Annotated in this window: 15 protein-coding genes and 1 pseudogene; 13 read left to right on the forward strand and 3 right to left on the reverse strand. The window is 66.5% G+C overall.

The annotated features are described in order from the left end of the window. Positions 1-3 precede the first annotated feature (3 nt). The 10 genes and pseudogenes from pdxT (at position 4) to AC1AZA_RS03710 (ending at position 13,711) form a co-directional block, all read left to right on the forward strand. The gene (gene pdxT, locus AC1AZA_RS03665; RefSeq protein ID WP_476513379.1) at positions 4-624 is read left to right on the forward strand and encodes a pyridoxal 5'-phosphate synthase glutaminase subunit PdxT; all 621 of its coding nucleotides are present in this window, start codon (positions 4-6) and stop codon (positions 622-624) included. Positions 625-956: 332 nt separating this feature from the next. Next, complete coding sequence (locus AC1AZA_RS03670; protein WP_476513380.1) at positions 957-2,273, forward strand: O-acetylhomoserine aminocarboxypropyltransferase/cysteine synthase family protein; 1,317 nt, start codon at positions 957-959, stop codon at positions 2,271-2,273. A gap of 389 nt (positions 2,274-2,662) precedes the next feature. Next, on the forward strand, positions 2,663-3,202 hold the full coding sequence (locus tag AC1AZA_RS03675) for an ECF transporter S component (protein WP_476513381.1): 540 nt from the start codon (positions 2,663-2,665) through the stop codon (positions 3,200-3,202). 116 nt (positions 3,203-3,318) lie between these two features. Next, positions 3,319-3,753: pseudogene (locus AC1AZA_RS03680) on the forward strand (energy-coupling factor ABC transporter ATP-binding protein); the annotation flags it as partial. A gap of 363 nt (positions 3,754-4,116) precedes the next feature. Further along, complete coding sequence (locus tag AC1AZA_RS03685) at positions 4,117-4,749, forward strand: energy-coupling factor ABC transporter ATP-binding protein (RefSeq protein ID WP_476513500.1); 633 nt, start codon at positions 4,117-4,119, stop codon at positions 4,747-4,749. Continuing rightward, positions 4,739-5,539: an energy-coupling factor transporter transmembrane component T family protein gene (locus AC1AZA_RS03690; protein WP_476513382.1), complete on the forward strand. Its 801-nt coding sequence runs from the start codon at positions 4,739-4,741 to the stop codon at positions 5,537-5,539. The genes AC1AZA_RS03685 and AC1AZA_RS03690 overlap by 11 nt, the downstream gene beginning before the upstream one ends. After that, entirely contained in the window at positions 5,536-6,588 is a 1,053-nt protein-coding gene (locus AC1AZA_RS03695) for an Lrp/AsnC family transcriptional regulator (protein ID WP_476513383.1), read from the forward strand. Before AC1AZA_RS03690 ends, AC1AZA_RS03695 begins: the two co-directional genes overlap by 4 nt. 149 nt (positions 6,589-6,737) lie before the next feature. Then, entirely contained in the window at positions 6,738-7,712 is a 975-nt protein-coding gene (locus AC1AZA_RS03700) for an ABC transporter ATP-binding protein (protein ID WP_476513384.1), read from the forward strand. Between the two features lie 47 nt (positions 7,713-7,759). Next, positions 7,760-10,492 (forward strand): ABC transporter permease, encoded by a 2,733-nt coding sequence (locus AC1AZA_RS03705; protein WP_476513385.1) that lies wholly within the window; start codon positions 7,760-7,762, stop codon positions 10,490-10,492. A 426-nt stretch (positions 10,493-10,918) separates the two neighbouring features. Further along, positions 10,919-13,711 (forward strand): glycoside hydrolase family 28 protein, encoded by a 2,793-nt coding sequence (locus AC1AZA_RS03710; RefSeq protein WP_476513386.1) that lies wholly within the window; start codon positions 10,919-10,921, stop codon positions 13,709-13,711. A 361-nt stretch (positions 13,712-14,072) separates the two neighbouring features. On the opposite strand, the gene AC1AZA_RS03715 is transcribed toward AC1AZA_RS03710, so the two are convergent. Then, positions 14,073-15,107: a bile acid:sodium symporter family protein gene (locus AC1AZA_RS03715; RefSeq protein WP_476513387.1), complete on the reverse strand. Its 1,035-nt coding sequence runs from the start codon at positions 15,105-15,107 to the stop codon at positions 14,073-14,075. Positions 15,108-15,657: 550 nt separating this feature from the next. Here AC1AZA_RS03715 and AC1AZA_RS03720 point away from each other — a divergent pair. After that, positions 15,658-18,588 (forward strand): phosphatase PAP2 family protein, encoded by a 2,931-nt coding sequence (locus AC1AZA_RS03720; RefSeq protein ID WP_476513388.1) that lies wholly within the window; start codon positions 15,658-15,660, stop codon positions 18,586-18,588. A gap of 294 nt (positions 18,589-18,882) precedes the next feature. On the opposite strand, the gene AC1AZA_RS03725 is transcribed toward AC1AZA_RS03720, so the two are convergent. Both AC1AZA_RS03725 and AC1AZA_RS03730 read right to left on the reverse strand, forming a co-directional pair. Next, a complete protein-coding gene (locus AC1AZA_RS03725) occupies positions 18,883-19,671 on the reverse strand; it encodes a response regulator (protein WP_476513389.1) in 789 nt (262 codons plus the stop codon). Positions 19,672-20,003: 332 nt separating this feature from the next. Next, the gene (locus AC1AZA_RS03730; protein WP_476513390.1) at positions 20,004-23,021 is read right to left on the reverse strand and encodes a sensor histidine kinase; all 3,018 of its coding nucleotides are present in this window, start codon (positions 23,019-23,021) and stop codon (positions 20,004-20,006) included. 120 nt (positions 23,022-23,141) lie between these two features. Between AC1AZA_RS03730 and AC1AZA_RS03735 the strand changes: the two genes are divergently transcribed. After that, positions 23,142-24,485: an alpha/beta fold hydrolase gene (locus AC1AZA_RS03735; protein ID WP_476513501.1), complete on the forward strand. Its 1,344-nt coding sequence runs from the start codon at positions 23,142-23,144 to the stop codon at positions 24,483-24,485. 12 nt (positions 24,486-24,497) lie between these two features. Further along, positions 24,498-25,322, forward strand: coding sequence for a pyrroline-5-carboxylate reductase (proC, locus tag AC1AZA_RS03740; protein ID WP_476513391.1), 825 nt, complete (start codon positions 24,498-24,500; stop codon positions 25,320-25,322). Positions 25,323-25,580: the final 258 nt, after the last annotated feature.

Here is a 25,580-nt window from a genome sequence, read left to right on the forward strand (position 1 = left end):
GCCATGGTCGTCGCCGTCGAATACATCTCCAAGGAGGAGTCCGCGGACGCCGAATCCGTGCCCCGCGGTGTGACCGGCATCCTCGCCGTGCAGGGTGCGTTCGCCGAGCACGCCGCCATGCTCGACCGCATCGGCGCCCCGTGGAAGCTGCTGCGTCAGGCGTCCGACTTCGACGATTCGATCGACCGGGTGATCCTGCCGGGCGGCGAATCCACCACGCAGGGCAAGCTCCTGCGCTCCACCGGCCTGTTCGATCCGATCGCCCGGCACATCGCCGCCGGCAAACCGGTGTTCGGCACGTGCGCCGGCATGATCCTGCTCGCGGCCCGGCTCGACAACGATCCGAACGTCTACTTCGGCGCGCTTGACGCCACCGTGCGTCGCAATGCGTACGGCCGCCAGCTCGGCTCGTTCAGCGCGACCGGTGCGTTCGGAGGCATCGCCGGCTTCCCGCTGGTGTTCATCCGGGGGCCGTACGTGGTCTCCGTCGGCCCGGACGTCACCGTGGAAACCGAGGTGGACGGCCATCCGGTGGCGTTGCGGCAGGGGAATATCATCGCCACGGCGTTCCATCCCGAACTCACGGGGGATGCGCGCATCCACGAGCTGTTCCTGGGCCTGTAACGGACTCGGGTCCCGGCTTCGCGCCGGTTGAAAATCGCACGATCGGTCCAACCTGAGGCCCCGCAAGCACAGGTTGGGCCGATCGGCGCATGAGTCCGCATGAGTCCGAGCGTGCACGGCGTGTCGCATGGTTTCCGACGGTGGGAACCGGACTTTCAAATGCATGAAACCCCTACTGCCGCATGGGATTTGAAGGGGCTATAGATAACTCGGATAGCGTCCGGCTTGCGTCGCATGGTTCCGTGGCCGTAGGGTCATAACCAACACCTCGCCAACCGCCTCACGGCCGGCGGGTGGCGAACCAGAGCAGTACCCACATGAAGGAGCCCATCATGGCTGAAGCCAACAAGAAGTACCGTTTCGAAACCCTGCAGCTGCACGTCGGCCAGGAGCATGCGGACCCGGCCACCGATTCCCGCGCCGTTCCGATCTACGCGACCACCAGCTATGTCTTCCACAACTTCGATCACGCCGAGGCCCGCTTCGGCCTCGCCGATCCCGGCAACATCTACGGCCGTCTGACCAACTCCACTCAGGGCGTGTTCGAGGACCGCATCGCCGCCCTCGAAGGAGGCACCGCCGGCATTGCCGTGGCCTCCGGCGCCGCGGCTGTCGAGTACGCGGTGCGCAACATCACCCAGTCCGGCGACCACATCGTCTCCTCCAAGAACATCTACGGCGGCACGTTCAACCTGCTCAAGCACACCCTGCCGCGCGACGGCATCACCACCACCTTCGTGGACCCGGAGGTGCCGCAGAACTTCGAGGACGCCATTCAAGAGAACACCAAGCTCGTCTACTTCGAGACCTTCGGCAACCCGAACGCCGACCTGCCCGACTTCGAAGCCATCTCCGAGATCGCCCACCGCCATCACCTGCCGGTCGTGGTGGACAACACCTTCGCCACCCCGTACCTGTTCCGCCCGCTCGAGCACGGTGCGGACGTGGTGGTGGAGTCCGCCACCAAGTTCATCGGCGGCCACGGCACCACGCTGGGCGGCGTGGTCGTGGAAGGCGGCAAGTTCAACTGGGCCGAGGTGCCGGGCAAGTTCCCGACCCTCACCGAGCCGGATCCCTCCTACCACGGCCTCAACTTCTACGAGGCGCTGGGTGGCGCGGCCTTCGTGACCCGCATCCGCGCCATCCTGCTGCGCGACACCGGCGCCACCCTCTCCCCGTTCGCCGCGTTCCTGCTGCTGCAGGGCACCGAGACCCTGTCCCTGCGCGTCGAGCGCCACGTGCAGAACGCGCTCAAGGTGGTCGAGTACCTGCAGACCGTGCCGGAGGTCGAGTCCGTGTCCCACCCGTCCATCCCGGGCCGCCGTGACCACGCCCTGTACGAGAAGTACTTCCCGAACGGCGCCGGCTCCATCTTCACGTTCGACATCAAGGGCGGCAAGGACGCGGCGCGCGTGTTCATCGACAATCTGCACCTGTTCAGCCTGCTGGCCAACGTGGCCGACGTGAAGTCCCTCGTGATCCACCCGGCCTCCACCACCCACTCCCAGGAGACCCTCGAGGAGCTCGAGGATCAGGGCATCCACCAGGGCACCATCCGCCTGTCCATCGGCACCGAGAACATCGAGGACATCCTCGACGACCTCAAGGCCGGCTTCGAGGCGGTCCGCGCCTCCGGTCTCGCCAAGTGAGCCGATCGCTCCGCTGATCCAGTCAGGAAGGCCCCGCGCGTCATGTCGCGGGGCCTTTTCCGTGAATTCCGGTTCACGAGATGAATCGTCGATCATCTTGTGTGTGCGCGGTTCGTGTTCAAGCGAACATGTGCACACCGGAATCAAGCCGTTCCCGGTGTGTCCATGGCCGGTGCCATGTTCGTTCTCGGTTCACAAGTTTTGCTGAGATTCATCGTGTGAACCGGCTTTTCCTCACCGGGCTGGCCCGGGCCGTCTCCGGCAGTGTCGGCAACCCGGCAGTCTGAACCGATCATATTATGATTTTTTGAAAGAAAAATACGACTTTTTCTTTCATTTCCTTGTAGAATGGCTGTTGAAATCACAGATTTTGAAAAAGAGAGGGAATTATGGCTGCCGAACCCAAGAAGGCATTGAACGCCTCCACCATTCCGCTCATTGCCATCATGACCGCCGTGACCACCGTCGTCACCATGTTCGTCAAAATCCCCACGCCCACACGCGGCTACCTCAACCTGTCCGACGCGATGATCTTCTTCGCCTCCTACGCGTTCGGCCCGTGGATCGGCGGCATCGTCGGAGGACTCGGCCCCGCGCTCGGAGACCTCATCAACGGCTACCCTCAGTGGGCCATCTTCACGTTCGTCATCGACGGCGTGCAGGCCGTCATCGTGGGTGCCGCGGTTCGCCGGCTCAAGGCGTTCGACGTGGTCCTGTGGTCCGTCGTGGCCGGTGCGTGGAAGGTGTTCGGCTACTTCATCGCCGGCGGCATCCTCTCCGGCTGGGGTCCGGCGTTGGGCGAGGCGCCCGGCAACGCCGTCCAGGCCGCGGTGGGCCTGGTGATCGGTCTCGCCCTGTTCGCCGCCGTGCGCAAGGCCTACCCGCCGCTGGTGCGCCTCGGCAACCTCGGCATCAAGGCCGGCGAGTGACCGACCGGCAGAGCCTTGCCGAGCCCTCGGACCGCGCACTGATCGCGGTACGGGGGCTCGTCTGGCGTTACGCGCCCCTCGTGGACGGCGGCGCTCCCGTCACCGGACTCGACGGCGTGGACCTGACCATACGGAAGGGAGAGTCCGTCGGTGTGGTCGGTCCCACCGGAGCAGGCAAATCCACGTTGCTCATGGCTCTGACCGGGGTGATTCCGGAACTCGCGGACGGCGAGATGACCGGTTCGGTCACCGTGGATGGCTGTGACACGGCACGCACGGGCGTGGCCGACCTGTCCGCGCGCGTCGGCTACGTGCAACAGGACCCGGAATCCCAGCTGTTTTGCGCGTCCGTGGCCGACGAGATCGCCTTCCCGCTCGAACAGCGCGGCATGGACCCCTCTCTCATGGACCGTCGCATCGACGCCATGCTGCGGCTCGTGGGATTGGAGGGGTTTGCCGACCGTGCGCCCACTAGTCTGTCCGGCGGGCAGATGCAGCGCGTGGCCGTCGCCGCCGCACTCGCGGGGGATCCGGACATCCTGATCCTGGACGAGCCGACCTCCGCGCTCGACCCGGATGGCCGGCGCGAGGTGTTCGCCGCGTTGGGACGGATCCGCGTCGAGCGCGCGCGGGTCGGCCGCAGCCTCACCGTCGTGCTGGCCGAACAGGATACCGACCATCTGTCACGCTGGGCCGATCGCATACTTGTGCTGGACCGCGGGCGCATCGTACGCGATGCCGGGCCGGAGATCTTCGCTCGGGAAGCCACACTACTGGAACGGCTCGGCGTCGCTCTGCCTTCCCCGCAGCCGTGGCTGAGGGTGGTGCCGCAGTCCACCGCCGGTGCCGAAGCCTCCGAACCAGCCATCGTCGCAGACCGCCTCACATACCGGTATGCAGGGCTTGCCTCCGACATGCCGCCCGCACTCAGCAACGTGAACGTTGCCATTGCACACGGCTCCTTCGTGGGTCTCGTCGGGCCGAACGGCTCCGGCAAGACCACGTTCGCCCGGCATCTCAACGGGCTGCTCAAGCCGTCGGACGGGCGAGTGAGCGTGGACGGCATCGACACCCGCACGCAATCGGTCGGACGCCTCGCCAGGCATGTGGGTTATGCGTTCCAGAACCCCGACCATCAGATTTTCTGCGCCTCCACACGCGAGGAGATCGCCTTCGGGGCGAGGGCGCTCGGCAGACCGGCCGATGCGACGGATGCGGCCGTGGACCGTCTGCTGGGCCTGTTCGGTCTGCGCGACGTGGCCGACGCTTCGCCCGCCACGCTCGGATACGGGGATCGTCGTGCCGTGGCGCTGGCCTCCGTGCTCGCCATGGGCACGGACGTGCTGGTACTCGACGAGCCGACCGCGGGACTTGACCGCCGCCGGTCCGCCCGGTTGCTGGATGCGGTGTCCGAACGCAACGCGCAGGGGGTCACCGTCATCATGATCAGCCACGACATGCGTGCCGTGGCCGAGCGCTGCACCCATCTGCTGCGGCTCGAGCACGGTCGGCTGGCCGAATGGGGGAGGATCGGCCATGGATGCTGATCTGTACGTGCCCGGCGACGGCTGGCTGCACCGCGCCGACCCGCGCGTCAAGTTCCTCATGAGTCTCGCACTGCTCGTGCTATGCCTTGTATGGCGCAATCCGCTCGTCATCCTCGCCGCGCTCGTGCTCGAACACGCCATGCTCGTCGCGGACCGGGTGCCGTGGCGCAGCATCGCATGGGTGTGGCGTGCGCTCGCCGGAGTGATCGTGCTCATCGTGATGCTCTGGCCCGTGTTCGACCCGTCCGGCACGCACGAGCTATGGCGGTGGGGGTGGCTGAGGATCACGCGCGAGAACCTGACCATGGCGGCCGTGATGGGACTGCGCATTCCGGCGCTCGGATTCGCCTGCTTCCTCACGCTGTTCACCACCAGCCAGTCCAGGCTCATCCGTGGGCTCACGGCCCTCGGCATGCCCTATCGCGTGGGGCTTACGCTCGCCACGTCCTTGAGGTACATTCCCGTGTTCTTCCGCATCTTCCGGTCGGTCGTGGACGCCCAGCGCGCCCGCGGACTCGATCTGGAGGGGCGTTCGCTGCTCGCCCGGGCACGCGCCTACCTGCCCGTGATCGTGGCCGTGCTCATCCGTGCCTTCCGCATGAGCCAGTCCGTCGGCTGGGCCATGGCCTCGCGCGGTCTGGGCATGCACGGCGTGACGCGAACCTCGCGCGTGAACGTTCGCATGCGGCCCGCCGACTGGGTGCTGCTCGCCGCCACGCTGGCCGTCATCGCCGCATTGACCGCGGCAACCGTGGCGGTGGGCACGCACCTTCCGGGAGGATGGGCATGACGGGAACGGACGGTATGCAAGCGGGTGCCGCGAGCCGTGCGGATGCCGTTGCCGGCGAAGCCGGACAGCAAAAGGTCGATGCGACGGATCTGAGGATCATTGCCGCCTTGCAGCGCGAGGGACGCCTGCCGTTCGCTGCGCTCGCCGAGCGGATGGGCGTCTCGGTGTATGCGGTGACCGAACGCTACCGGCGTCTCGCAGGGGATGGGATCGTTCACGTCACCCCGGTCGTCAATCCGCTCGCCTTCGCCGGGTACTGTCAGGTGATCGTGGGTCTGCGTCTCAACGGCTGCCGCGATGAGGCGATCGCCCGGCTCAAGGCCATGCGCGAGGTCACCTATGTCGTGTGCACGTTGGGGGATGCGGACGTGATTGCCGAAGCGGTCATGCCCTCGAACGCGGCGATGGACCGGTTCCTCAAACGCACCCTGCCGGCGTTGCCCGGTCTGGAACGCATGCAAGTGTTCTCCTGCGGCAGACTTGTGCTCGACGATCACAACGCCGGCGTGGTGGCCCGTCTGCTGCGCGCACGAGGTCTGGATCCGCAATCCTGCGGGGCGCTCGCCAAAGGGGAGGCCAACGTCGGCGCGGACGTACCCGTTCAGGCACTCGACCCGCGGCTCGCGGAAACGTTCAACGCGCTCGAGACCGACGGTCGCGCCAGCTACCAGAGCGTGGGGGAGCGGCTCGGCATCACGCACACCGCCGCCCGTCTACGCATCCGACGGCTCGAGGAAACAGGCCTGATGCGCATCATGGCCACCGTGAGTCCCATGCGTTTGGGCGGATTTCGTCAGGCGTTCGTAGGCCTGTCCGTGCGTCCGCCGCATGTGATGGACGTGGATGCGCTCGCCGCCATCGGCGAGGTGACGTACGTGATGAGCGGCGTGGGACTGAACGGCGCGGATTACCTCATCGAGATGATCGCGGACGACGACGTCTCCCTGTGGCATGCCGTCGACGGTTCCCTGCGCACCCTGCCCGGCGTGGAGCAGGTGTGGTGGGCCTCCACCGTCAGCGTGGAGAAGGAATCCTACTGGCTGGGGTGACCGTTCCCGGGCATCATCCTCAGGGATGAGGACGGGGCGAGGATGCCCGGCATTTCATCCCTGAGCACCATGCCGCGCAAGACGGGGCGTCCGTAGGCTGGGGAGCAGATCGGGGAAAGGCCCCGAGACGAACGCTAAGGATGCCAGTCATGAACGAAACGATGAATGGGAATGTGCGCAGCAATGATGGCGGAACCACGTCCGCCGGCCCCGCCATGGCCAGCCATGCCGCGGAATCGCTGGGGGAGCGCGTACAGGTGACCGTGGCGATGCCGTCCTCCGTGGCCCCGACCGCCGCCGGCGCCCTCCCGGCGACGTCCGTCGCCACGCCGCATGTGAACGATCCCTCCGTGCCCGTGGCGATTGAAGCGATCGACCTCGTGAAGGATTACGGCAGCGGAGACACGGCCGTGCACGCCCTGCGCGGCGTGAACGTGCGCTTCGAACAGGGCCGCTTCACCGCGATCATGGGCCCGTCCGGCTCCGGCAAGTCCACGCTCATGCACACGCTCGCCGGCCTCGACTCCGCCACGCGCGGCCGCATCCTGTTCGGCGGCAAGGACATCACCCGCATGAACGACAACGAGCTCACGCTGCTGCGCCGGCATGCCATCGGCTTCATCTTCCAGAGCTTCAACCTGCTGCCCATGTTCACCGCCGAGCAGAACATCCTCATGCCGCTCACGCTCGCCGGCGCCAAGCCCGACCGCGCCTGGTTCGACATGCTCGTTGCCACGCTGGGCTTGAGGGACCGTCTGAACCACCGTCCCAACGAGCTGTCCGGCGGCCAGCAGCAGCGCGTGGCCATCGCGCGTGCCTTGGTGACCAAGCCCGATCTGGTGTTCGCCGACGAACCGACCGGCAACCTCGACTCCGTCTCCAGCGCCGAGGTGCTCGGCTTCCTCAGACGGTCCGTGAAGGAACTCGGCCGCACCATCGTCATGGTCACGCACGACGCGGTGGCCGCCTCCTACGCCGACCGTGCGATCGTGTTCGCCGACGGGCGGATCGTGGCCGACGTGGACCATCCCGACGTCGAGTCCATGAACCGGCTGCTCATGGACGAACGCGAACGCGCCACCGGAATCGTCGGTTCCGTGCGTCCCACGGACCACTGCGCCTGATCGGACCGCGAGACCAATCGACAAGGGAAGGAAGGACGACACCCATCATGTGGCAGACAACCCTCAAACTCATGCGCAACAGCCTCAGGATGCTCATTCCCGCGGGCATTGCGATCGCGATCGGCACGGCGTTCATCGCCAGCACGTTCCTGTTCGGCAATGCGCTCGACGCCTCGTTCCGCAATATGGCGTCCGCGGGATTCGGCGGCGCGAACTACGTGGCTTCGTACAGTGCCGTCGGCTCGTCCGATGCGTCTGCGTCGGCCGACGAACCGCCCGCAGCACCCAAGCCCAACAAGCTCTCGGACCTCAACCTCGACGCCATCCGCAAGGTGGACGGCGTGACCGGCGTCCGGCCGGACATCATCGCCTCGGTGAACCTGACGAACGGACAGAAGCATTCCAGCACCGTCGTCAGCCCCATGACCGCACCGGAGAGCCTCATGATCCAGCGGCTCACGGAAGGCTCATGGCCGGCGAACGACGGGCAGATCGCCCTGTCCAAGACCATCGCCGATCGTCTCGGCGTCGGACTCGGCGGCACCGTCGACGTGGCGTCCGTATCCCCCTCGCCGGCACCGGGCAGAACCAACCAGACCGTCACGCTCACCGTCTCCGGGTTCGCCGACGACGACTACTTCCTGTACTACGGCGGTTCCGCGGTCGTCTCCGAGGCGACGTTCGGCAAGCTGTACGTGAACGCCCCGAGCATGAGCGACATCAGCGTCGGCACTCTGTATCTGGACATCGCGGCACCCGCAGGCTCCACGGACCAGACCGTGCTGGACAAGGTCGACGCCCTGCTGCCCCAGGGCTACAAGGCCATCTCCAAGGCGCAGTACGAGGAGGACTCCCTCAAGAGCATCGGCGTCGAGGACGGCACCAGTGCGATCACGCAGTTCCTGCTCACATTCGGCGTCATCGCCCTATTGGTGGCCGCGCTCGTGATCGCCAACACGTTCCAGGTGATGGTGGCCCAGCGCCGGCGCACGCTCGCCCTGCTGCGCACGATCGGCGCGAAGAAGGGGCAGCTGTACGCCTCCGTGATCTTCGAGGCGGGCGTGCTGGGACTCGTCTCCTCGCTGATCGGCGCCGTGGTGGCCATCGGTCTGGTCGGTGCGATGTCTGCGGCCGGGGTCGCGCTCAATGGCATGAGGTTCTCGCTCGTCGTCACCTGGCCGGTGATCGCAGTGCCGCTGGTCTTCGGCGTGATCGTAACGATCCTCGCGTCCCTGTCTTCCGCGCGCGCCGCCACCGGCGTGACGCCCCTGGAGGCGCTGCAGCCGCTCGAAATCAGTCAGGAGAAGCAGTCCGGGGCCGCCCGGCTCGTGCTGAGCCTGATGATGATGGCACTCGGTGCGGCGGTTGCCGCATTCGCCGTTTGGCAGTCGTGGCGGTACCTGCACGGGCAGTCCTCCATGATGGACAAGCAGTTCAGCATGGTGCTGCTCGCCTCGATCGGCGCGGCGGCCCTGTTCTTCGTGGGGCTGCTACTGTCCGCCGTGCGCTGGATGCCCGCCCTGCTCAAGGGCGCGGGCGCGCTGGTCTCGCACTGCGGGCCGAGCGTGACGATCGCGTCCGCCAACATCCAGAAGAACCGCCGGCGCGTGGCCGCCACGGGCGCGGCGCTGCTCATCGGCGTCACGCTCGTCAGCTGCCTCGGCACCGGAGCGGCCTGCGCCAAGATCTCCCTCGCCAAGGCGCTCGACATGCGCTACAGCGTGGACATGCAGATCGCCGGCGGGCCCGGCGCCGTGATCGATCAGGCCCTGCTGGACAAGGTCAAGGCGGTTTCCGGCGTGGAGGACGCGCGGCTCGTCCGCGTGATGGACGCCGGCTACGGCAGCGACCCGAAGGCCGACGGCACGCGGACCATGAGCTTGTACGGCATCTCCGCGTCCGACGCGAAGGCCGTCATGAACGCCGACTACGCGGCCGACCTGATCGCCGACGGAACCGTGGTATTGCCCAAGCAGCATCTGAGCAAGAACATGGGCATCACGGACGGCATGGACCTCAAGGTGCTGCCCTTCAGCCTCTCCCCGGACGGCTCGATGGCCAGCGCGGACCACGCCACCGCGCTCAAGGTGTCAATCAGCGACTTCCGCCGCGTCGGCGCGAACTACCAGCTGTTCGGGCTCGTCTCGCCCGCCACGTTCGAACGATTGGAGACAACCCTGACGGCGGACTCCGCAGGCGCTACGGGCGGCACGAACGATGCTCAGGCCGGCCCGGGCTACCAGATCTGGGCCAAGGTCGAACCGAACGCCGTGCCGGTCGACCTGCTGAATGCCGTGCGGGACGCGGTGAGCAACGACCCGAACGTGGAGGTGTCCGGCGGCTTCGCCGAACGCGCCTCGTGGGACCGGAACGTCGACATGGCGCTTATGGTCATGGTGGGCCTGCTCGCCGTGGCCGTGTTGATCGCCCTCATCGGCGTGGCCAACACGCTGAGCCTGTCCGTGATCGAACGCACACGCGAATCCGCCACACTGCGGGCCATCGGCATGACCCGCGGGCAGCTCAGGCGCTCGCTGGCCGTGGAGGCACTGCTGATCTCGCTCGGCTCCGGAGTGGTGGGCGTGATCGTGGGCAACCTGTTCGCTTGGCTTGGTTCCTATGTGATGTTCAGCCAGTTCGATCAGGTCAGGCTCACCGTCGATTGGGGCATGACCGGCATCATTCTGGGCGTGGCGGCACTGGCCGCGCTGCTCGCCAGCGTATTCCCGGCCCGCAGGGCGGTGCGGACGCCGCCGGTCGAGGCTCTGGCTGAGGCCTGACGGCGACCGCCTCCGCCTCAACCGGCGGCCGTCGCCGCCTTGGCGGCGGCTCCCCTCGCCTACGGGAAGCCCGCCGGGCTTCCCGCTTGACGGTTCGGCGGTCGAGGCTCTGGCGGAGGCCTGACGGCCGATGACCGGTTCACGCGATGATTTGGCGATCATCGTGTGAACCGGAAAATCGAACACGGATGAACATGTCGATGGCGGTATTATGCCGATGCTGGCTCTCAACAGAACATGAATGATGCGAGGTTCCGATTCACAAGATTTGTTGATGTTCATCACGTGAACCGGAAAATGGCAATCGGCGGCAACGGAGCACGGATTTCATGCCTGCGGCAACTATCGTGAGGGGGAAAATGCCAGTCCGAGGTATGCGCGGCATGCTCCGGGCGGGCAGCGCCAAGCCAACGGAGGTTTGCCACCATGACCATCGAGACTGCCGAGCGGCGGATCCCGCGTGCCACGGGATGCGCGGTCGGCCCGCAGGATCTTGCCAAATCCGCCATGTACAGCGTCACGGACTTCGGTGCCGCGCCGGGCAAGGGCCCCCTGACCAATGCCGCGGCCATCAATGCGGCTATCGTGCATGCCGCGCGTCAGGGCGGCGGTACGGTCGTCATCCCCGCCGGCCGGTTCGTCACCTATGCCGTGGAGCTCAGAAGCGACGTCAACCTGTATCTTGCTCAAGGCGCCGAACTCGCCTCCGGACGGTACGCCATCCGCGACGGCGTATGCGACGTGACCGGCGAACCGTTCGCGGACGCGGGGGAGCCCGATCCCGCGCAGGCCGGGCAGGGATTGGAACCGGAGACCAACCCGTACGTGGGTCTTCAGGACCACGCGCACTCCTACCTGCGCAATTGCCTGATCTGGGGAGACCGCGTGGAGAACGTGATGATCTACGGCCCCGGTCTCATCGACGGCAGCTGGGTGGACGAACATGGCGTGCGGCATACGGCCCTTGCCTATTCCGACCCGCAGGATCCGCCCCGGCGCGACATGCCCGGCCATGCCGGCGAATGGTTCGCCAACAAGGGCATCGCCATCTTCAACGGCAGTCACATTGTGCTCAAGGACTTCCGCATGCTCTATGGCGGGCATTTCGCCATCATCGCCACAGGGGTCAGGGATCTGCTCGTGGAGAACCTGCTCGTGGACACCAACCGAGACGGCATCGACCTCGACTCGGTGCGTGACTGCACGGTGCGCGGGTGTACGTTCAACACGCTGCACGACGACGCGATCGTCGTCAAGTCCTCCTACGGCGCGCAGCGGTTCGCCGTCTCGCACAACATCCTCGTGGAGAACTGCACGGTCTCCGGCTACGACACCGGCACCGTGCTCGCCGGCAATCCCCGCACCGACCGCATCGTGGGGCATCCCGGCATCTGCAGCATCGGGCGCGTCAAGCTCGGCACCGAGGCGACTGCGGGCTACGACCTCGTGACCGTGCGCAACGTTCGCTTCGAGCATTGCATGGGGCTTGCGCTGGAGGCCGTGGACGGCTCGGACATGACCAACGTAGTGGTCGAGAATCTGGATATGGAGGACATCGTCACCTGCCCGATCTTCATTCGCACCGGCGACCGCGGACGATTCCCTGTCACAGGTCGGACGACCGAGCCGCTGCGAGAGCCGGAAGGGGACGTGCGCCTGGACGAGAGGCGGTGGATCCTGCCGAACCTGTCTGGCTACGACCGCTATCCGATCCGCCGCTACATCCCTTCCTACCGTCGTGTGAACGTTCATCTGGATGGCGATCGTACGTTGAGCGTGGTCGACCCGGAACGTCCCGTGAACCTCAACCCGGCCAACTGGGCGGAAGTCGACGGCGTGCGGCATCCGTACATCTGGGACGAGCATGCCGGCGAATACCGGGTGGATGCGACGACGGTGTTGGATGACCGGGACGTGGCAGGCATGGGCAACGCCGTCGGAGCCGATCATGTGGCCCGCGCTGCGCACATCGAAATCGTGAACGTGCGTGCGCGCAACGTGGACCCGCGCTATCCGATCATCGTGGCCGGCACGCTCGACGGACGCATCGCCGACCTGCGCCTGCGCAACATCGACGTGCGCTACCGTGGCGGGCTCACGCTCGATGATGCCGCGGAACAGCGGTATCTCACCACGTCGTGGACATTCCGGGAGGGTGACATAGCCCAGGAAACGCAGGAGCTGCCGTGGCTCGTGCAGCGGGACAACGCGGATGTGATACCGCGCGTGAGGTGGGAGCCGGCGGATGGGGTGGTTGCGCCGGACTGCGGAGCCGCCTGTGCCGGCGGCGTTGCGGGCGGGACCGCGTTCGCCGGTGCAGGGAAAAGCGCCGGGAAAGGCACGGGAGGAAGTACCGGGAGAGACTCGGAGAAGCATGAGGAGAAAGACGCAGCGACGTCCGCAGGTGCTTGGGTGCTCGACCCGTACAACGTGCCCGAAGGCGTGCGCACGTACCCGGAACCGGTCCAGTTCGGCATCCTGCCCGCCTACGGCCTGTACGCGCGCCACGTGGACGGGCTTGAGGTGAACGGTCTCACGGTGGGGTTTGAGACGGCGGATACGCGTCCGGCCATCGTGCTCGACGACGTTGCCGGAGGATCGTTCACGCGCGTGAATGCCGAGGTCGCGGAAGGAGCAAGCCAAGTCGTGGAGGTGACGCATCCGTTCAAGCGCCGCACCGGATTCGAGTTCGTGCCCGGCGAACCGTACCGCACCACCACGGTGACCGGCGTGACGCTGCCGGGCGATCTGACCGTGGAACAGACGGTGCTTCGATCTCCCGAGCCGATGACCCCGCCGGACGGGCGGTATTCACTGCCCACGATCCCGAGTCTGGAGAACGGGTATCGTTACGCCGTGCCGAACGAGGACAGACCGTTGCCGCGCAGCGTCTACCTGCCGTACTTCCTCGTTGAAGCGTTCCCCAAGGCGTGCGTAGGCGAGGAACTGCACGTGCCGGTCGCGGTGCGCGATCCGCGCGGGGACGTGAACGTTGCCGACGCGATCGCCGTGGACATGCCGGCCGGCATGAAGTTCCGCCTTGGCGCCGGGAATCTGTCCGAAGATGAACGTTCACGCGCGGGCATCGGAGCGGAGGAGCCGATCCGCGAACTGGTCTGGGCGCCCGGGCCCGGGGACGAAGGCGTGCATCGCATCGAGCTGCGTGTGACGGCCGGCGTCTTCACAGTGCGCAAGACGGTTGCCGTGACCGTGCGCTAGGACGCACGTGGGCTCCTGAACGTTGAAAACTGCGCGCGAAAGATCGGTACGAAAGAGGCCTCGCGGAAGGTCCCGTGTGAAAGAAAGGAGCTGCGCGGAAGTTTCCTCGTGGCAATCCCTTCGTGGAAGTCCCGCGGAAGGCCTCTCACGGCGCCTTCCGCGGGGGGCAAGGCACGACACGGCCTGCTTCACAACATTTTCATGAAAAAAGCGGAAGCCCGCTCCCCGGAAAAACTCGGGGGAGCGGGCTTCCGCCGTTGCGCTGGCGTTGTTGATTGGCCGAACCGATCGGGGCGACATGATCGGGCCACACCGTCCCGGCGAGCCGCAATCAGGCGGTCAGACGGTCAGCGATCAGCGATCAGGCTACGGCCTCGTGGTTCTCGGCCACGGCCTTGAGGGAACCCTTCTCGCCGTTGTCGGAGTCGTGGGCGATGGCGTGCTTGTCATCGTGGTTGCGCCACCAGCTGGAGAGCACCGAGCCGGAGATGTTGTGCCACACGGAGAAGAACGTGGATGGCACGGCGGCCAGCGGCGTGGCGGCGAAGGAGGTCAGGGCCAGGGTGGCGCCCAGAGCGGAGTCCTGCATGCCCACCTCGAAGGTGATGGCCTTCTGCTGGGCGTAGCGGAAGCCCTTCGGGTACACCTTGTACATGAGCTTGGAGAAGCCGAAGCCGAGTGCGTAGCCGGACAGGTTGTGGAGCATGACCACCGGGATGGCGAGCAGGGTGGCGGCGGAGAACAGCTTGGGCTGGTTGGCGGCCACGACCACGCCGATGATGAGCAGGATGGCGACCTGGGAGACGATCGGCAGGGCGACGGTCACCTTTTCGATCTTCTTGCCGAAGACCATGTGGCAGACCACGCCGAGGGCGATCGGGAAGAGCACCACCTTGAGGGCGTTGATGAACAGGGACTGGGCCGGCACGGTCACGTACTGGGAGGCGAGCCACTGCATGAGCAGCGGGATCATGAACGGGGCGCACAGCGTGGACAGGATGCCGATGGAGACGTCAAGCGCCACATCGCCGCGCGACAGGTAGCTCATCACATTGGAGGAGGTGCCGGACGGGCAGCAGCCCACGAGGATCACGCCCACGGCCAGCGGGCCGTCGAGACGGAAGATCCAGCACAGCAGCACGGCCACGAGCGGCATGATCACGAAGTGCGCGACGGTGCCGACGATCACCATGAGCGGCTGCTTGACGATGCGGGCGAAGTCGTCCAGCGACAGCGTCAGACCCATGCCGAACAGCACGATGCCCAGCAGGTAGCCGGTGTAGCTCTTGGCCCACACGCTGGTGGCGGGCACGAAGTAGTTGAACACGGCCCACACCACGACGATCGCCGTGAACCATTTGGTGAGCCAGTCAGCGAATTTCTTGACTTTTTCCATGGTTTGCTTATCTCTCTATTCCTCGATTGCTCCGGGTGTCCGCCCGGAATGCAAAAGCCCCGCCGGTTTCCTGCAGGGCCAGTCGAGATTGTGTCCGCTGAACCCTGCCGTCGTTGGCGGGGCACAGCTTGTTGAGATGCCGTTCAGTCCGCCAACGATGCCGCAATAATAATGCGAACGGACAGCAGCAGAATCTTGTTGTCAACAGTGTTGTTTTCCGTCATCGTGGCGAGCCTCCCTTCCGCATCGGGCGCATGGTTTGCGCATTCGTTTCCTCGGACCGGTTGTTCGATCCGAACTGCTGCACACCATAGGTCCGCGTAGTCCCATCCCATCCCGTGATGGTCACTATGTGAACACCGCCGCGCAACGTGTCGCATGCGGGGGAGATATGACGCTCCGGGCCGGTGAACCTTAGGTTAACTGACAATGATTTTTATTAGCATTGCGTGTTTCACGCGGTCGGAGGGCGGTACAAAAGAGCTGGCCCCATTGACTGCGGCGTGTGGAACGCCGCGTCTCGTCACTAGGAGAAATGGAAGCTGAAACAATGAATACCGCATCTCGCAAGTCCACGGTCGTCAAGGGCGCCGTGGCGGGCATCGCCGCCCTGGCGATGCTGCTGACCGGAGGCGTGGCCGCCAACGCAGCCGAAACCTCCGCATTCGGCAATGCCGTCAAGCCGGACATCACCGGCCTGCTCAGCCAGTACTACGACTGGTGGACCCCGAAGAAGGTCGTCAACAATACCCCGGAGGGCGACGCCTTCCGCGGCAACGTCACCGACGCCGGCACGAGCGTGCTCAACCAGAACGACAACACCGTCGTCGCCATCAACAACAAGGCCGCGTCCGACACCGCCAAGGTGGACGGCACCTACACGCAGGCCGAGCGCGCCGCACTGGACGCCAGCGACGGCGACGCCCTGCGCATCTACAAGGATGCCTTCGGTCCGGTCATCGGCCAGTACCTCGCCGAGGGCCTCGAACAGGGCAAGCTGCCCAAGACCAACGATCTGGTGTTCAACAACGACAGCGACATCGCCTTCGCCAAGTTCGTGGGCACCGGCACCGCCAAGAAGGACTTCAACTACCCGCGTCCCTACTTCTCCGTGGACAAGGAGGGCGTGGACCGCACGCTCGGCGGCAGCAATGACCTCAACGGCCTCAAGCCGACGCTGAACATCAAGCGCATCCCGCTCATCACCATCGACGGCCAGCAGTACGGCGAGGACTACACCGACTATCAGGAACCCTCGCAGTCCTTCCCCTCCGGCCACACCACCAAGACCTACAACCGTGGCCTCGGTCTGGCCACCCTGCTGCCCGAGCTCGGCCCCGAACTCGCGGCGCGTGCCGCCGAGGGCGGCAACAACCGCGTGGTGCTCGGCGTGCACTACCCGCTGGACGTGATCGGCGGCCGCATCTCCGCCACCGCCTCCCTCACCGCCCTGTGGTCTGACCCCGCGTTCCGCACCAACGAACTGCTGCCGGCCCACGATGAGCTGGAGAACTACATCGCGTCCCGCTGCAAGGCCGACGGCCACGGCGACACCGTTGCCGAGTGCGTGGACAAGGTGGGTGCCAACGCCGACAAGGGCTACGTGAACACCTTCACCGACGCCGTGTCCACCGAGCCGGTCACCGACCGCGCCTCCGCGATCGACGCCTACACCGCCCGCATGACCTACGGCTTCGCCCAGACCGGCAAGGCCGGCCAGGCCGCCCGCGTGCCCGACGGCGCCGAGAACCTGCTGCTCACCGCCTTCCCGACCCTGACCGACGCCCAGCGCAAGGCCGTGCTCGCCGCCTCCGAGATCGACTCCGGCTACCCGCTGGACGCCAGCTCCGAGGGCTTCCAGCGCATCAACCTCGCCAAGGCGTTCAGCGCCAAGGTCACGCTGGACGAGACCGGCAAGACCATCACCGCCATCACCTTCGGCAACAGCGCCCCCACCGTGGTGAAGACCCCCTCCTCCAAGGACGCCATCACCAACCTGCTCGCCGACTTCAACAAGTACTTCGTGGCCGGCAAGGGCGTGACCGACGAGGGCAAGTCCGTGCTCGAGCACGACGACGAGCTCACCGAGTCGATCAACAACAAGGCGTTCGGCGCCGACGGCAAGACCGCGCAGGACGTGCGCGCCCTGTCCGACGCCCAGATGAACTCGACCAACACCCTGTACGACGCGCTCGGCCCGGTGCTCGGCAAGTACTACAAGGACGCCGCCGACGCGGGCAAGCTGCCCAAGACCGAGGCGTACCTGAAGACCATGGACGAGTCCGCCTCCACCGGCGTGGCCAAGGCCACCTACCAGCACCCGCGCCCGTACGTGGACCGCGTGAACTTCAACGGCACCAAGCTCAACTTGAACGGCCTCAAGCAGACCCTGAACATCAAGAAGCTCCCGGGCTACGAGAACTTCGACTGGGGTGACGGCGAGCCGCTCGACAACGAGTACGACGGCCTGTACAACTCCGGTTCCTTCCCGTCCGGCCACACCACCTACGCCTTCACCCAGGGCGTGGGTCTGGCCAACATCCTGCCCGAGCTCGGCACCGAGATCATGACCCGCGTGTCCGAGGCCGGCAACAACCGCATCGTGCTCGGCGTGCACTACCCGCTGGACATCATGGGCGGCCACATCGCAGGCCAGTCCGGCGTCGCCGCGGCACTCAACGACCCGGCCACGCAGAAGGAAGCCGCCGAGGCCCGCACCGAGCTGGTCGATTACCTGACCGCCCAGTGCAAGGCCGACAAGCACGGCGACACCCTCGACGCCTGCATCGACAACACCGGCGCCAACGCCGCCAACGGCTACGCCAACGCGTTCACCGACGAGGTCTCCAAGGCCCCGGTCACCGACCGCGCCTCCGCCCTGACCGCCTACACCGCCCGCATGACCTATGGCTTCGCTCAGACCGGCAAGGCCGGCCAGCCCGCCGTGGTGCCGGACGATGCCGTCAACCTGCTCGGCAACGTGGACGCGTTCCGCAACCTCACCGCCGACCAAAAGAAGGCCGTGATTGCCGCCTCCGAGATCGACTCCGGCTACCCGCTGGACGCCACCTCCGAAGGCTGGGGCCGCGTGAACCTGGCCGCTGTGTACAGCTCCAAGGTGACGCTGGACAAGGACGGCAAGGTCGTCAAGGTCGAGCCCGGTCAGGCCCAGGCTTCCGTGGTGACCGTCTCCGACGAGAACAACGGCAACAATAACGGCAACAACGGCAATGAGCAGAACGGCCAGAACGGTAATGAGCAGAACGGCCAGAATGGCCAGAACGCCCAGAACGGCAACGCCCAGAACAACGGTGCCGTGAACAATGCCGCCAAGCCCGCTGCCACCAACGCCGCCAAGGCGAACGCCTCCGCCAAGCCGCTCGCCCGCACCGGTGCGACCGTCTTCGGTGCCGTGGTCGCCCTCGCCGCCCTCGCGGTGGCCGGTGGCGCGGCCGTCATGCTGCGCAAGCGCAACGCCTGATCGCTGATGGTGGACGGCCGATGCGTCGACTTGCCACCATCACCTGATTCCGGGGCTCTTCTCGCTGCGGTGAGGAGAGCCCCGCTTTTTATGCGCGGACTCTGGAATGGGCGACGGCATCCCCGCCGGTAGCCCGTCTTTGCCGTTTCATTCGGTTCCCTGCCGTCCGCTTGTGGCTGTTCGCTTGCGATGCCACTTGCGGCGCCGTTCGCTCGGCTTGCCGCTCCGTTCTGCCTCCTGCCTCTTCGGCTTTGCCGTCCTTTCGGGTCTGCGTCCTTCCGGTTCTGCCGCAGCCTACACGAGGTGATTCTCGTAGCAGAACACTACGGCTTGCACACGGTCGCGCGCGTTGATCTTCTGCAGGATATGCGCCACATGCGTCTTGACCGTCGGCAGCGAGACGACCAGCTTTGCCGCGATCTCCTGGTTCGACAGCCCGTGCGCGATCTCCACGAGCACCTCGCGTTCGCGTTCGGTGAGCAGTTCGAGTTCCGGGTCGGTGTAGGCGGGGGCGGGTCGCGCGGCCGATCCCGTGGCCGCTGACGCCGCGGCGGGGGAGGACTTGGCGTCAGCGCCCATCTGGGCCTTGGCGAACCCGCCCTCCATCATCTTCTCGATGAGCCGCTTCGTGGCGGATGGAGCGATAATGGCGTTGCCGTTGTACACCGTGCGGATGGAACTCAGCAGCGTCTCCGGTTCGGTGTCCTTGAGCAGGAACCCGGAGGCCCCGGCATTGATGGCGGCCATGACGTATTCGTCCAGATCGAAGGTCGTCAGGATGATCACGCGCACCGGATGCGCTTCGGGCACGGGGGAGGGTGCCGCAGCGGGGAGAGCGGCGGTGCCAGCGGACAGCGCGGTGATGCGGCGCGTGGCCTCGAGACCGTCCATTCCGGGCATGCGCACGTCCATGAGCACCACGTCCGGGTGCAGGCTTTCCGCCAGCGCCACGGCCTGCGCCCCGTCTCCGGCCTGTCCGACCACCTGCATGTCGGGCTGCGAGTTGATCACCATGGTGAAGCCGGCGCGCACCAGCTCCTGATCGTCCGCGATGACCACCCTGATTCTCTGCATTTCACTCATGCCTCCACCATAGCCGGTGGCGGCGTCCCCGGGCATCCGGGACGTCCCCGATCCTCGGACGCCGTATTTGCGGGCATTTTTGCGGGCGTTACGCCGGCCTTCCTGCCGAAACATCGGCTACGTAGTGCATGTCCGGACACGTAATTCCGATTCGTGTGGTGGTTTTCCCCGATCCGGCCGGATAACCATGCCCGGGAACGGCGGAATGCCGGCGCCGATATTCGGCATATCGCGTCAAAGCACCGCACAATTCGGAAATATGTCGGCGCAGGGTCTCCCGATGGTGCCAGATCTCGCTTGACGGCGAAGTAGTTACGTTTTTCCGTTGGAAACTACGTGAGTTTGGCGCTCGGCTGGGACTTGCGGGCCATCTGGTCGTCCAACGACGCGGCCGGAGCGAGCCGCATGGCATCCAATCCGCCCTGATGGGCCTCGTCGGTGGAACCCGTTTCGCGCAGCACGCCCAGCAGCTGCCGCATGTGGGCCAGCGCCGCGCGTCCCTGCTGACCGATCGCCTCGAACGCGGCGACAATGGCCTCCGGAGACGGCGTTTCCCCGCGGCGTTCGGCGTTGTCGAGCATGGTCAGTCCCGCCACCGCCCGGTCGATCACGCCGGTGAGCGTGGCCGCCACCTCGGTCTGGATCGCCGCGCCGATCCGGTCTCGTTCCATGTTCGCCGCCAGCACCTTTTGCTTGGCCCGTTCGGCGCGCAGGGCATCCTCTCGCATCTGCAGCACCAGCGCGTTCGATCCGCGCGACCGCGTCCACCGGCCGAGCGCGATGACCCCGGCGCACACCACCGCCACCATGACGGCATACCCCGCGCCGGCCACCACCACGGCCGCCGTGCTGCGCAGCGCGGTCGAACCTCTCGTCGTCTGCCACAGCGCGTCAGCGATGGTGCCGTATCCGTTGAGGCTGGCTACCATGTTGACGCCGGCCAGCAGCGAGTCGGCGCCAACCGCCGCGGCGATCCACCGCCATGACCGCTCGCGCCCGTAGACGATCGCCGCATACAGCGAACCCAATGCGAACAGGTCCGCATAGATGATTCCCGGCATGACGAGTAGCTGAATCGCAGCGAATCCGGAGACCACGGCCGCCGATCCTTCCGGGAAGCGCCGTCTGAACGCCAGCGACAGGGTCATCACGATGCCGGACAGCAGGGCGAATCCCGGACGCTCCACGTACAGGCTGAATAGAGGCGAGTCATAGACGTTCAGCCACAGGCACAGCAGGAGCAACGCCACGGCCTGAAGCATGTCCACGGCCAGATAGTGCCGTTCGCTCCAGCGCGACAGTCGCTCCACGATGTTCGACGGACGGGATTCGCCGGCGTCGTAGGTCTTGAGCGGGTTGGCGCGCAGGGCGTCGAAGGCCTCCCGTATGCGCGCGGTGAACGCGACCGGAACGTCGGGGGCTTCCGATTCTCCGGCCGCATGCCGCTGCGGGGGCGTCGGCGCATGCGGATCGGATTGCGCAACGCCCGCGGCTGCGGGCCGGCCGGCGGACCCGGTAGCGGCTGCCGTGGAGACGGATGCTGCTGCGGCGGAGGCCGTTGCATTGCTGCGGGCTGCGGATGGCAACGCGGGCGGCGTTGCGGATGGCACCGTGCATGGCGCCGAAGCCGTCGCTACGGATACCGTCGCCGCGAATGCCGCCGCGGGAGGTGCCGTGCGCTGAGCCATGGCGCGCCGTTCGGCCGGAACCGAAGACTGGCTCGGAGCCCGGCCCGGAGACTGAGTCGAAGGTCGGGCCGAAACCGGCCGGTCGGTCTGCGTCGCACGCCATGGCGAGGTCTGGCTGGCGGTCGCGGTCGGGTCTGCGTGGGCGGGCTGCCCCGCGGTCTGGGCAGCGTTCCGATCCGCAGCCTGAGCCGTGGGAACGGCATCGGTCCGCGCTCCCGTCCGGCCCCCCGCATGCGGCGCTGCCATGCCCGTCCCCGCGTACGGCACCCATGCCTGCACCATGTAGCCGCCGCCGACGCGAGGACCTGCATTCACCGTGCCGCCCACGGCGCTGATGCGCTCATGCATGCCGATCAGTCCGTAGCCCGGCTGATGCCCGTCCAAGGCCGCAGCGGCACCGCGCCCGTCGTCGGCGACCGTGACGGACAGCCCTCCGGCCTCCCATCGTTCGTCGATGGTGACGTGCACGCCCGGACCGGCGTATTTGCGCGCGTTGGTGAGCGCCTCCTGCACGAGCCGGTAGACCGCCATGCCGGCCTGACCACCCAGCGCGGCGGGTGTGGCCTCGCCGGTGATGCGCCGGCTGATTGATCCGCCATTGGCCGTTTCGAGCGCCGCGTTGGCCGTGGCGACCAGCGCATCCAGATCCTCGTACCCGGCGTGTGCGGATCCGCCGAACACACCGAACAGGCGCTTCATGTCGTGCAGGGCGTGCTCGGATTCGCGCCGGATGGTTTCCATGGTGGTGCGTGCCACGGAGGGATCATGCGCGCCGGCGTAGCGGCCGCCGTCGGATTGGATGATGATGGTCGACAGGGTGTGGGCCACCACGTCGTGCATGTCCCGGGCGATGCGCGCGCGTTCGGCCAGTGCGGCGATGTGGCGTTCCTCGGCTTCGCCGGCCTCGAGCGCGGCGTTGCGTTCCTGCATGGCCAGGATGGTGGCACGGCGGGCGCGGTTCCACATTGCGATGATCGTGACGCTGACCAGCAGCGCCCATATCAGCGCAACGGCGAGCAGGCCATCGCGCAACAGCGTCTGCGCGCAGTCTCCAGTCAGGCCGGTGCGGTACAGCGTGGCGCAGGACGGCGCGTATTGCGGCAGATCGGTCGGCGCGGTGGTGACGAGCGTGGTGACCAACGACCCGGCGTTCGGGACCAGCGCCGTCGCCATGCCGGCCGCGGTGCCCAACGCCAGGGCGAGGATCACGTACCGGCGGGTGTCCTCCGTGCGGCCGTATACCAGCGACGAATACAGCATGAGCAGTGCGAACAGGTCCGTGGGCACGATCGTGGGCCCTGCGATCAGCTGCAGCGAAGACAGTGCCGCGAACGCGAGGGCCGCCGTCTTGGGATGCGACCGGCGGAACGCCACGGGGACGGCGAGTGCGCACGACCACAGGAACAGGGCACCGGTCGACGAGAAGTCGAACAGCAGTCCGGGCATGCCGGTGATGCCGGTCGTGCCGCCGCTCAGGAACAGCAACGCGATGAAGCCGAGAGGCAGCAGGGCGTCGGCGACGCTCGGATGCGCACTGAGCCATGTGCCGACCCGTCCGCCGGTCCGCTTTCCGCCCCGTTTGCCGCCCCGCTCGGCGGATTCCCCGTCGCTGCGGATGCCGTCCCGGTCCGTGCGGGGCGTATGTGCCGTGCTGCCTGTCATGGTCCCAAGGCTAGCCGATCGGCTCGCGAGGCGGCATCGTACGCAGGGATGATTGTCTTACGGTGTGGGTGAGATGGATTTCGGATGCCGTACGTTCATGGCCAGTAGGAAGGAAGCATGATGACGTTGCTTGCTCAGTATTACGTGCCCGGACTGCACGTGGAGGACCATGCGGTCGACGTGCCGCTGGACTGGACGGGCAGGCAGCCCGGAGACGACTGGTTCGACGCCGAGACGATCCGCCTGTTCTACCGCGTGATCACCGCCCCCGAGCACGTGCACGACGACCTGCCGCTGCTCGTCTTCCTGCAGGGCGGCCCCGGCGGTGAGGGCCCGCGACCGCTGAGCCCCTCGAGCGACGGATGGATCGAGGAGGCCGTCAAGCACTTCCGCGTCATCCTTCCCGACCAGCGTGGCACCGGGCGTTCCTCCCGCGTGGACGGCACCGTGATGGCCCGCATAGCCGACCCCGCCGCGCAGGCCGCATACCTCAAGCATTTCCTGGCCGATTCGATCGTCAAGGACTTCGAACACCTGCGCCGCACCGTGTTCTGCGGCCGCCAGTGGGTTACGCTCGGCCAGAGCTACGGCGGCTTTCTCACGCTCACCTACCTGTCGTTCTACCCGGAGGGCGTCGCCGCGAGCTTCACGTGCGGTGGCATTCCGCACGTGCCGGCCAATGCCACGGAGGTGTACGAGCACACGTTCCCGCGCATGGCCCGCAAGACCGCGCAGTTCTACGAACGCTACCCGCAGGACGTGGATCGCGCCGCCGCCGTGGCGGACATCCTTGCGAGCCGCAACGTGACGCTGCCCAACGGCGACCGGCTCACCGTGGAACGCTTCCAGATGCTCGGCTCCGACTTCGGCATGAAGCCCAGCTTCGAGCGCGTGCACTGGATCCTCGACTCGGCCTTCCTCGACGGTGACGGTTCCGCCTCCACGGATTCGGCGCTGAGTGAGGAATTTCTCAATCGCGCGATGGTCGCCACGTCGTCCCGCCCGCTGTACTGGCCGCTGCAGGAATTCATCTACGCGGACGGCGAACTGGACGAGCCGATCCGTTGGGCCGCCCAGCGTGTGCGGGACGCGAAGCCTGAGTTCAATCCGGATGCCAGGCCCCTGCTGTTCACCGGCGAGGCCATGTTCCCGTGGATGTTCGAGCAGGAGGCTGCGCTGCGTCCGTTTGCACCGGCCATGGACCTGCTCATGGAGGACACCTCGTGGGGCAACATCTACGACGAGGACCAGCTCGCCCGCAATGCCGTGCCGCTGCAATCCGCCGTGTACTTCGACGACATGTACGTCGATTCCGGTTTGCAGCTGGACACACTGTCGCGCGTGAGCAATGCGCACTACTGGACCACCAACGAGTTCGAGCACGACGGCCTGCACGGCTCCGTGGTGTTCCGGCATCTGTTCGACGAGGCACTGAACCGTGGCGACCTCGAATCGCTGTACTGAAAGGACTGCATCATGGTTGACGTCAGCACGCTCACCATCGGATTCATCGGCTACGGCAACATGGCCCAGGCCATTGCGCGCGGTCTCGTGGACGCCGGCGTGGTCACGGGCGGGCACATCGTGGCCTGCGCCGCGCACTGGGACAAGCTCGTGCGCACCACCGGGCAGATCGGCGCCCGCCCGCTAAAGTCGGCCATCGAGGTGGCCGCGGCCGCGGACGTGGTGATCGTGGCGATCAAGCCGCACCAGATCGATGCGGTGGTTGGCCCCCTGGCCGCGGAACTCGCGAAGCCCGGCAAGTTCGTGGTGTCCATTGCGGCGGGCTGGGATCTGGCCAAGTATCGTGAGCTGTTCGGCAAGGCCGCGGAGAGTGAAACTGCGGAGGGCGTCCACATCCAGTGCACCATCCCGAACACCCCGATGGCCGTGGGCAAGGGCGTGCTCGTCACCGAGACGGATAGCACGCTCGACGAGGCGCAGGCCGCCGTGTTCGAGGCACTGTTCGAGCCGATCGCGCTCATCGAACGCGTGGATGCCGCGCACATGACCATCGCCATGACCATCGCCGGATGCGCTCCTGCCTTCACCGACATGTACCTCGAGGCTCTGGCCGACGCGGGCGTCAAGTACGGTCTGCAGCGTGCGGCCGCCTACCGTCTCGCCGCCAAGATGATCGAAGGCGTGGGCGCACTGTACATGGCCACCGAAACGCATCCCGGCGCCATGAAGGACGCGGTCTGCTCGCCCGGCGGCACCACCATCCGCGGTGTGGCCCAACTGGAGAAGGACGGCTTCCGCGGTGCAGTGATCGACGCCGTGGATGCGATCGCAGGCTGACGGTCCGACGGACTGAAGACCGAAGGCGCTCCGCATGGCGGGGCGCCTTTGCTTTGCGCGGCGAAATCCGTGCATGCCAGCCATGACCTGCGAGTCAACGAGGTAGAGAGGCGGAACGGAACGGTTCAGTGGCGTAGTTTCCTGCGTAGTTTGGCCGCGTCGTGCATAACTGCGTAGCTGGGGGCAGATTTGGCGGGTCGCAGACAGCTATCTGCGTTCCGGGGGGACTGTGCCGTCGATAGTCGGGCATAGGACGGC

This window comes from Bifidobacterium sp. LH_389, from assembly GCF_056357235.1.

What these genes read in the sequence shown, in the direction of transcription:
- pdxT (WP_476513379.1), top strand. Translation starts at nt 4, where the DNA reads ATGGTCGTCGCCGTCGAATACATCTCCAAGGAGGAGTCCGCGGACGCC.
- AC1AZA_RS03670 (WP_476513380.1), top strand. Translation starts at nt 957, where the DNA reads ATGGCTGAAGCCAACAAGAAGTACCGTTTCGAAACCCTGCAGCTGCAC.
- AC1AZA_RS03675 (WP_476513381.1), top strand. Translation starts at nt 2,663, where the DNA reads ATGGCTGCCGAACCCAAGAAGGCATTGAACGCCTCCACCATTCCGCTC.
- AC1AZA_RS03685 (WP_476513500.1), top strand. Translation starts at nt 4,117, where the DNA reads ATGCCGCCCGCACTCAGCAACGTGAACGTTGCCATTGCACACGGCTCC.
- AC1AZA_RS03690 (WP_476513382.1), top strand. Translation starts at nt 4,739, where the DNA reads ATGGATGCTGATCTGTACGTGCCCGGCGACGGCTGGCTGCACCGCGCC.
- AC1AZA_RS03695 (WP_476513383.1), top strand. Translation starts at nt 5,536, where the DNA reads ATGACGGGAACGGACGGTATGCAAGCGGGTGCCGCGAGCCGTGCGGAT.
- AC1AZA_RS03700 (WP_476513384.1), top strand. Translation starts at nt 6,738, where the DNA reads ATGAACGAAACGATGAATGGGAATGTGCGCAGCAATGATGGCGGAACC.
- AC1AZA_RS03705 (WP_476513385.1), top strand. Translation starts at nt 7,760, where the DNA reads ATGTGGCAGACAACCCTCAAACTCATGCGCAACAGCCTCAGGATGCTC.
- AC1AZA_RS03710 (WP_476513386.1), top strand. Translation starts at nt 10,919, where the DNA reads ATGACCATCGAGACTGCCGAGCGGCGGATCCCGCGTGCCACGGGATGC.
- AC1AZA_RS03715 (WP_476513387.1), bottom strand. Translation starts at nt 15,107, where the DNA reads ATGGAAAAAGTCAAGAAATTCGCTGACTGGCTCACCAAATGGTTCACG.
- AC1AZA_RS03720 (WP_476513388.1), top strand. Translation starts at nt 15,658, where the DNA reads ATGAATACCGCATCTCGCAAGTCCACGGTCGTCAAGGGCGCCGTGGCG.
- AC1AZA_RS03725 (WP_476513389.1), bottom strand. Translation starts at nt 19,671, where the DNA reads ATGAGTGAAATGCAGAGAATCAGGGTGGTCATCGCGGACGATCAGGAG.
- AC1AZA_RS03730 (WP_476513390.1), bottom strand. Translation starts at nt 23,021, where the DNA reads ATGACAGGCAGCACGGCACATACGCCCCGCACGGACCGGGACGGCATC.
- AC1AZA_RS03735 (WP_476513501.1), top strand. Translation starts at nt 23,142, where the DNA reads ATGACGTTGCTTGCTCAGTATTACGTGCCCGGACTGCACGTGGAGGAC.
- proC (WP_476513391.1), top strand. Translation starts at nt 24,498, where the DNA reads ATGGTTGACGTCAGCACGCTCACCATCGGATTCATCGGCTACGGCAAC.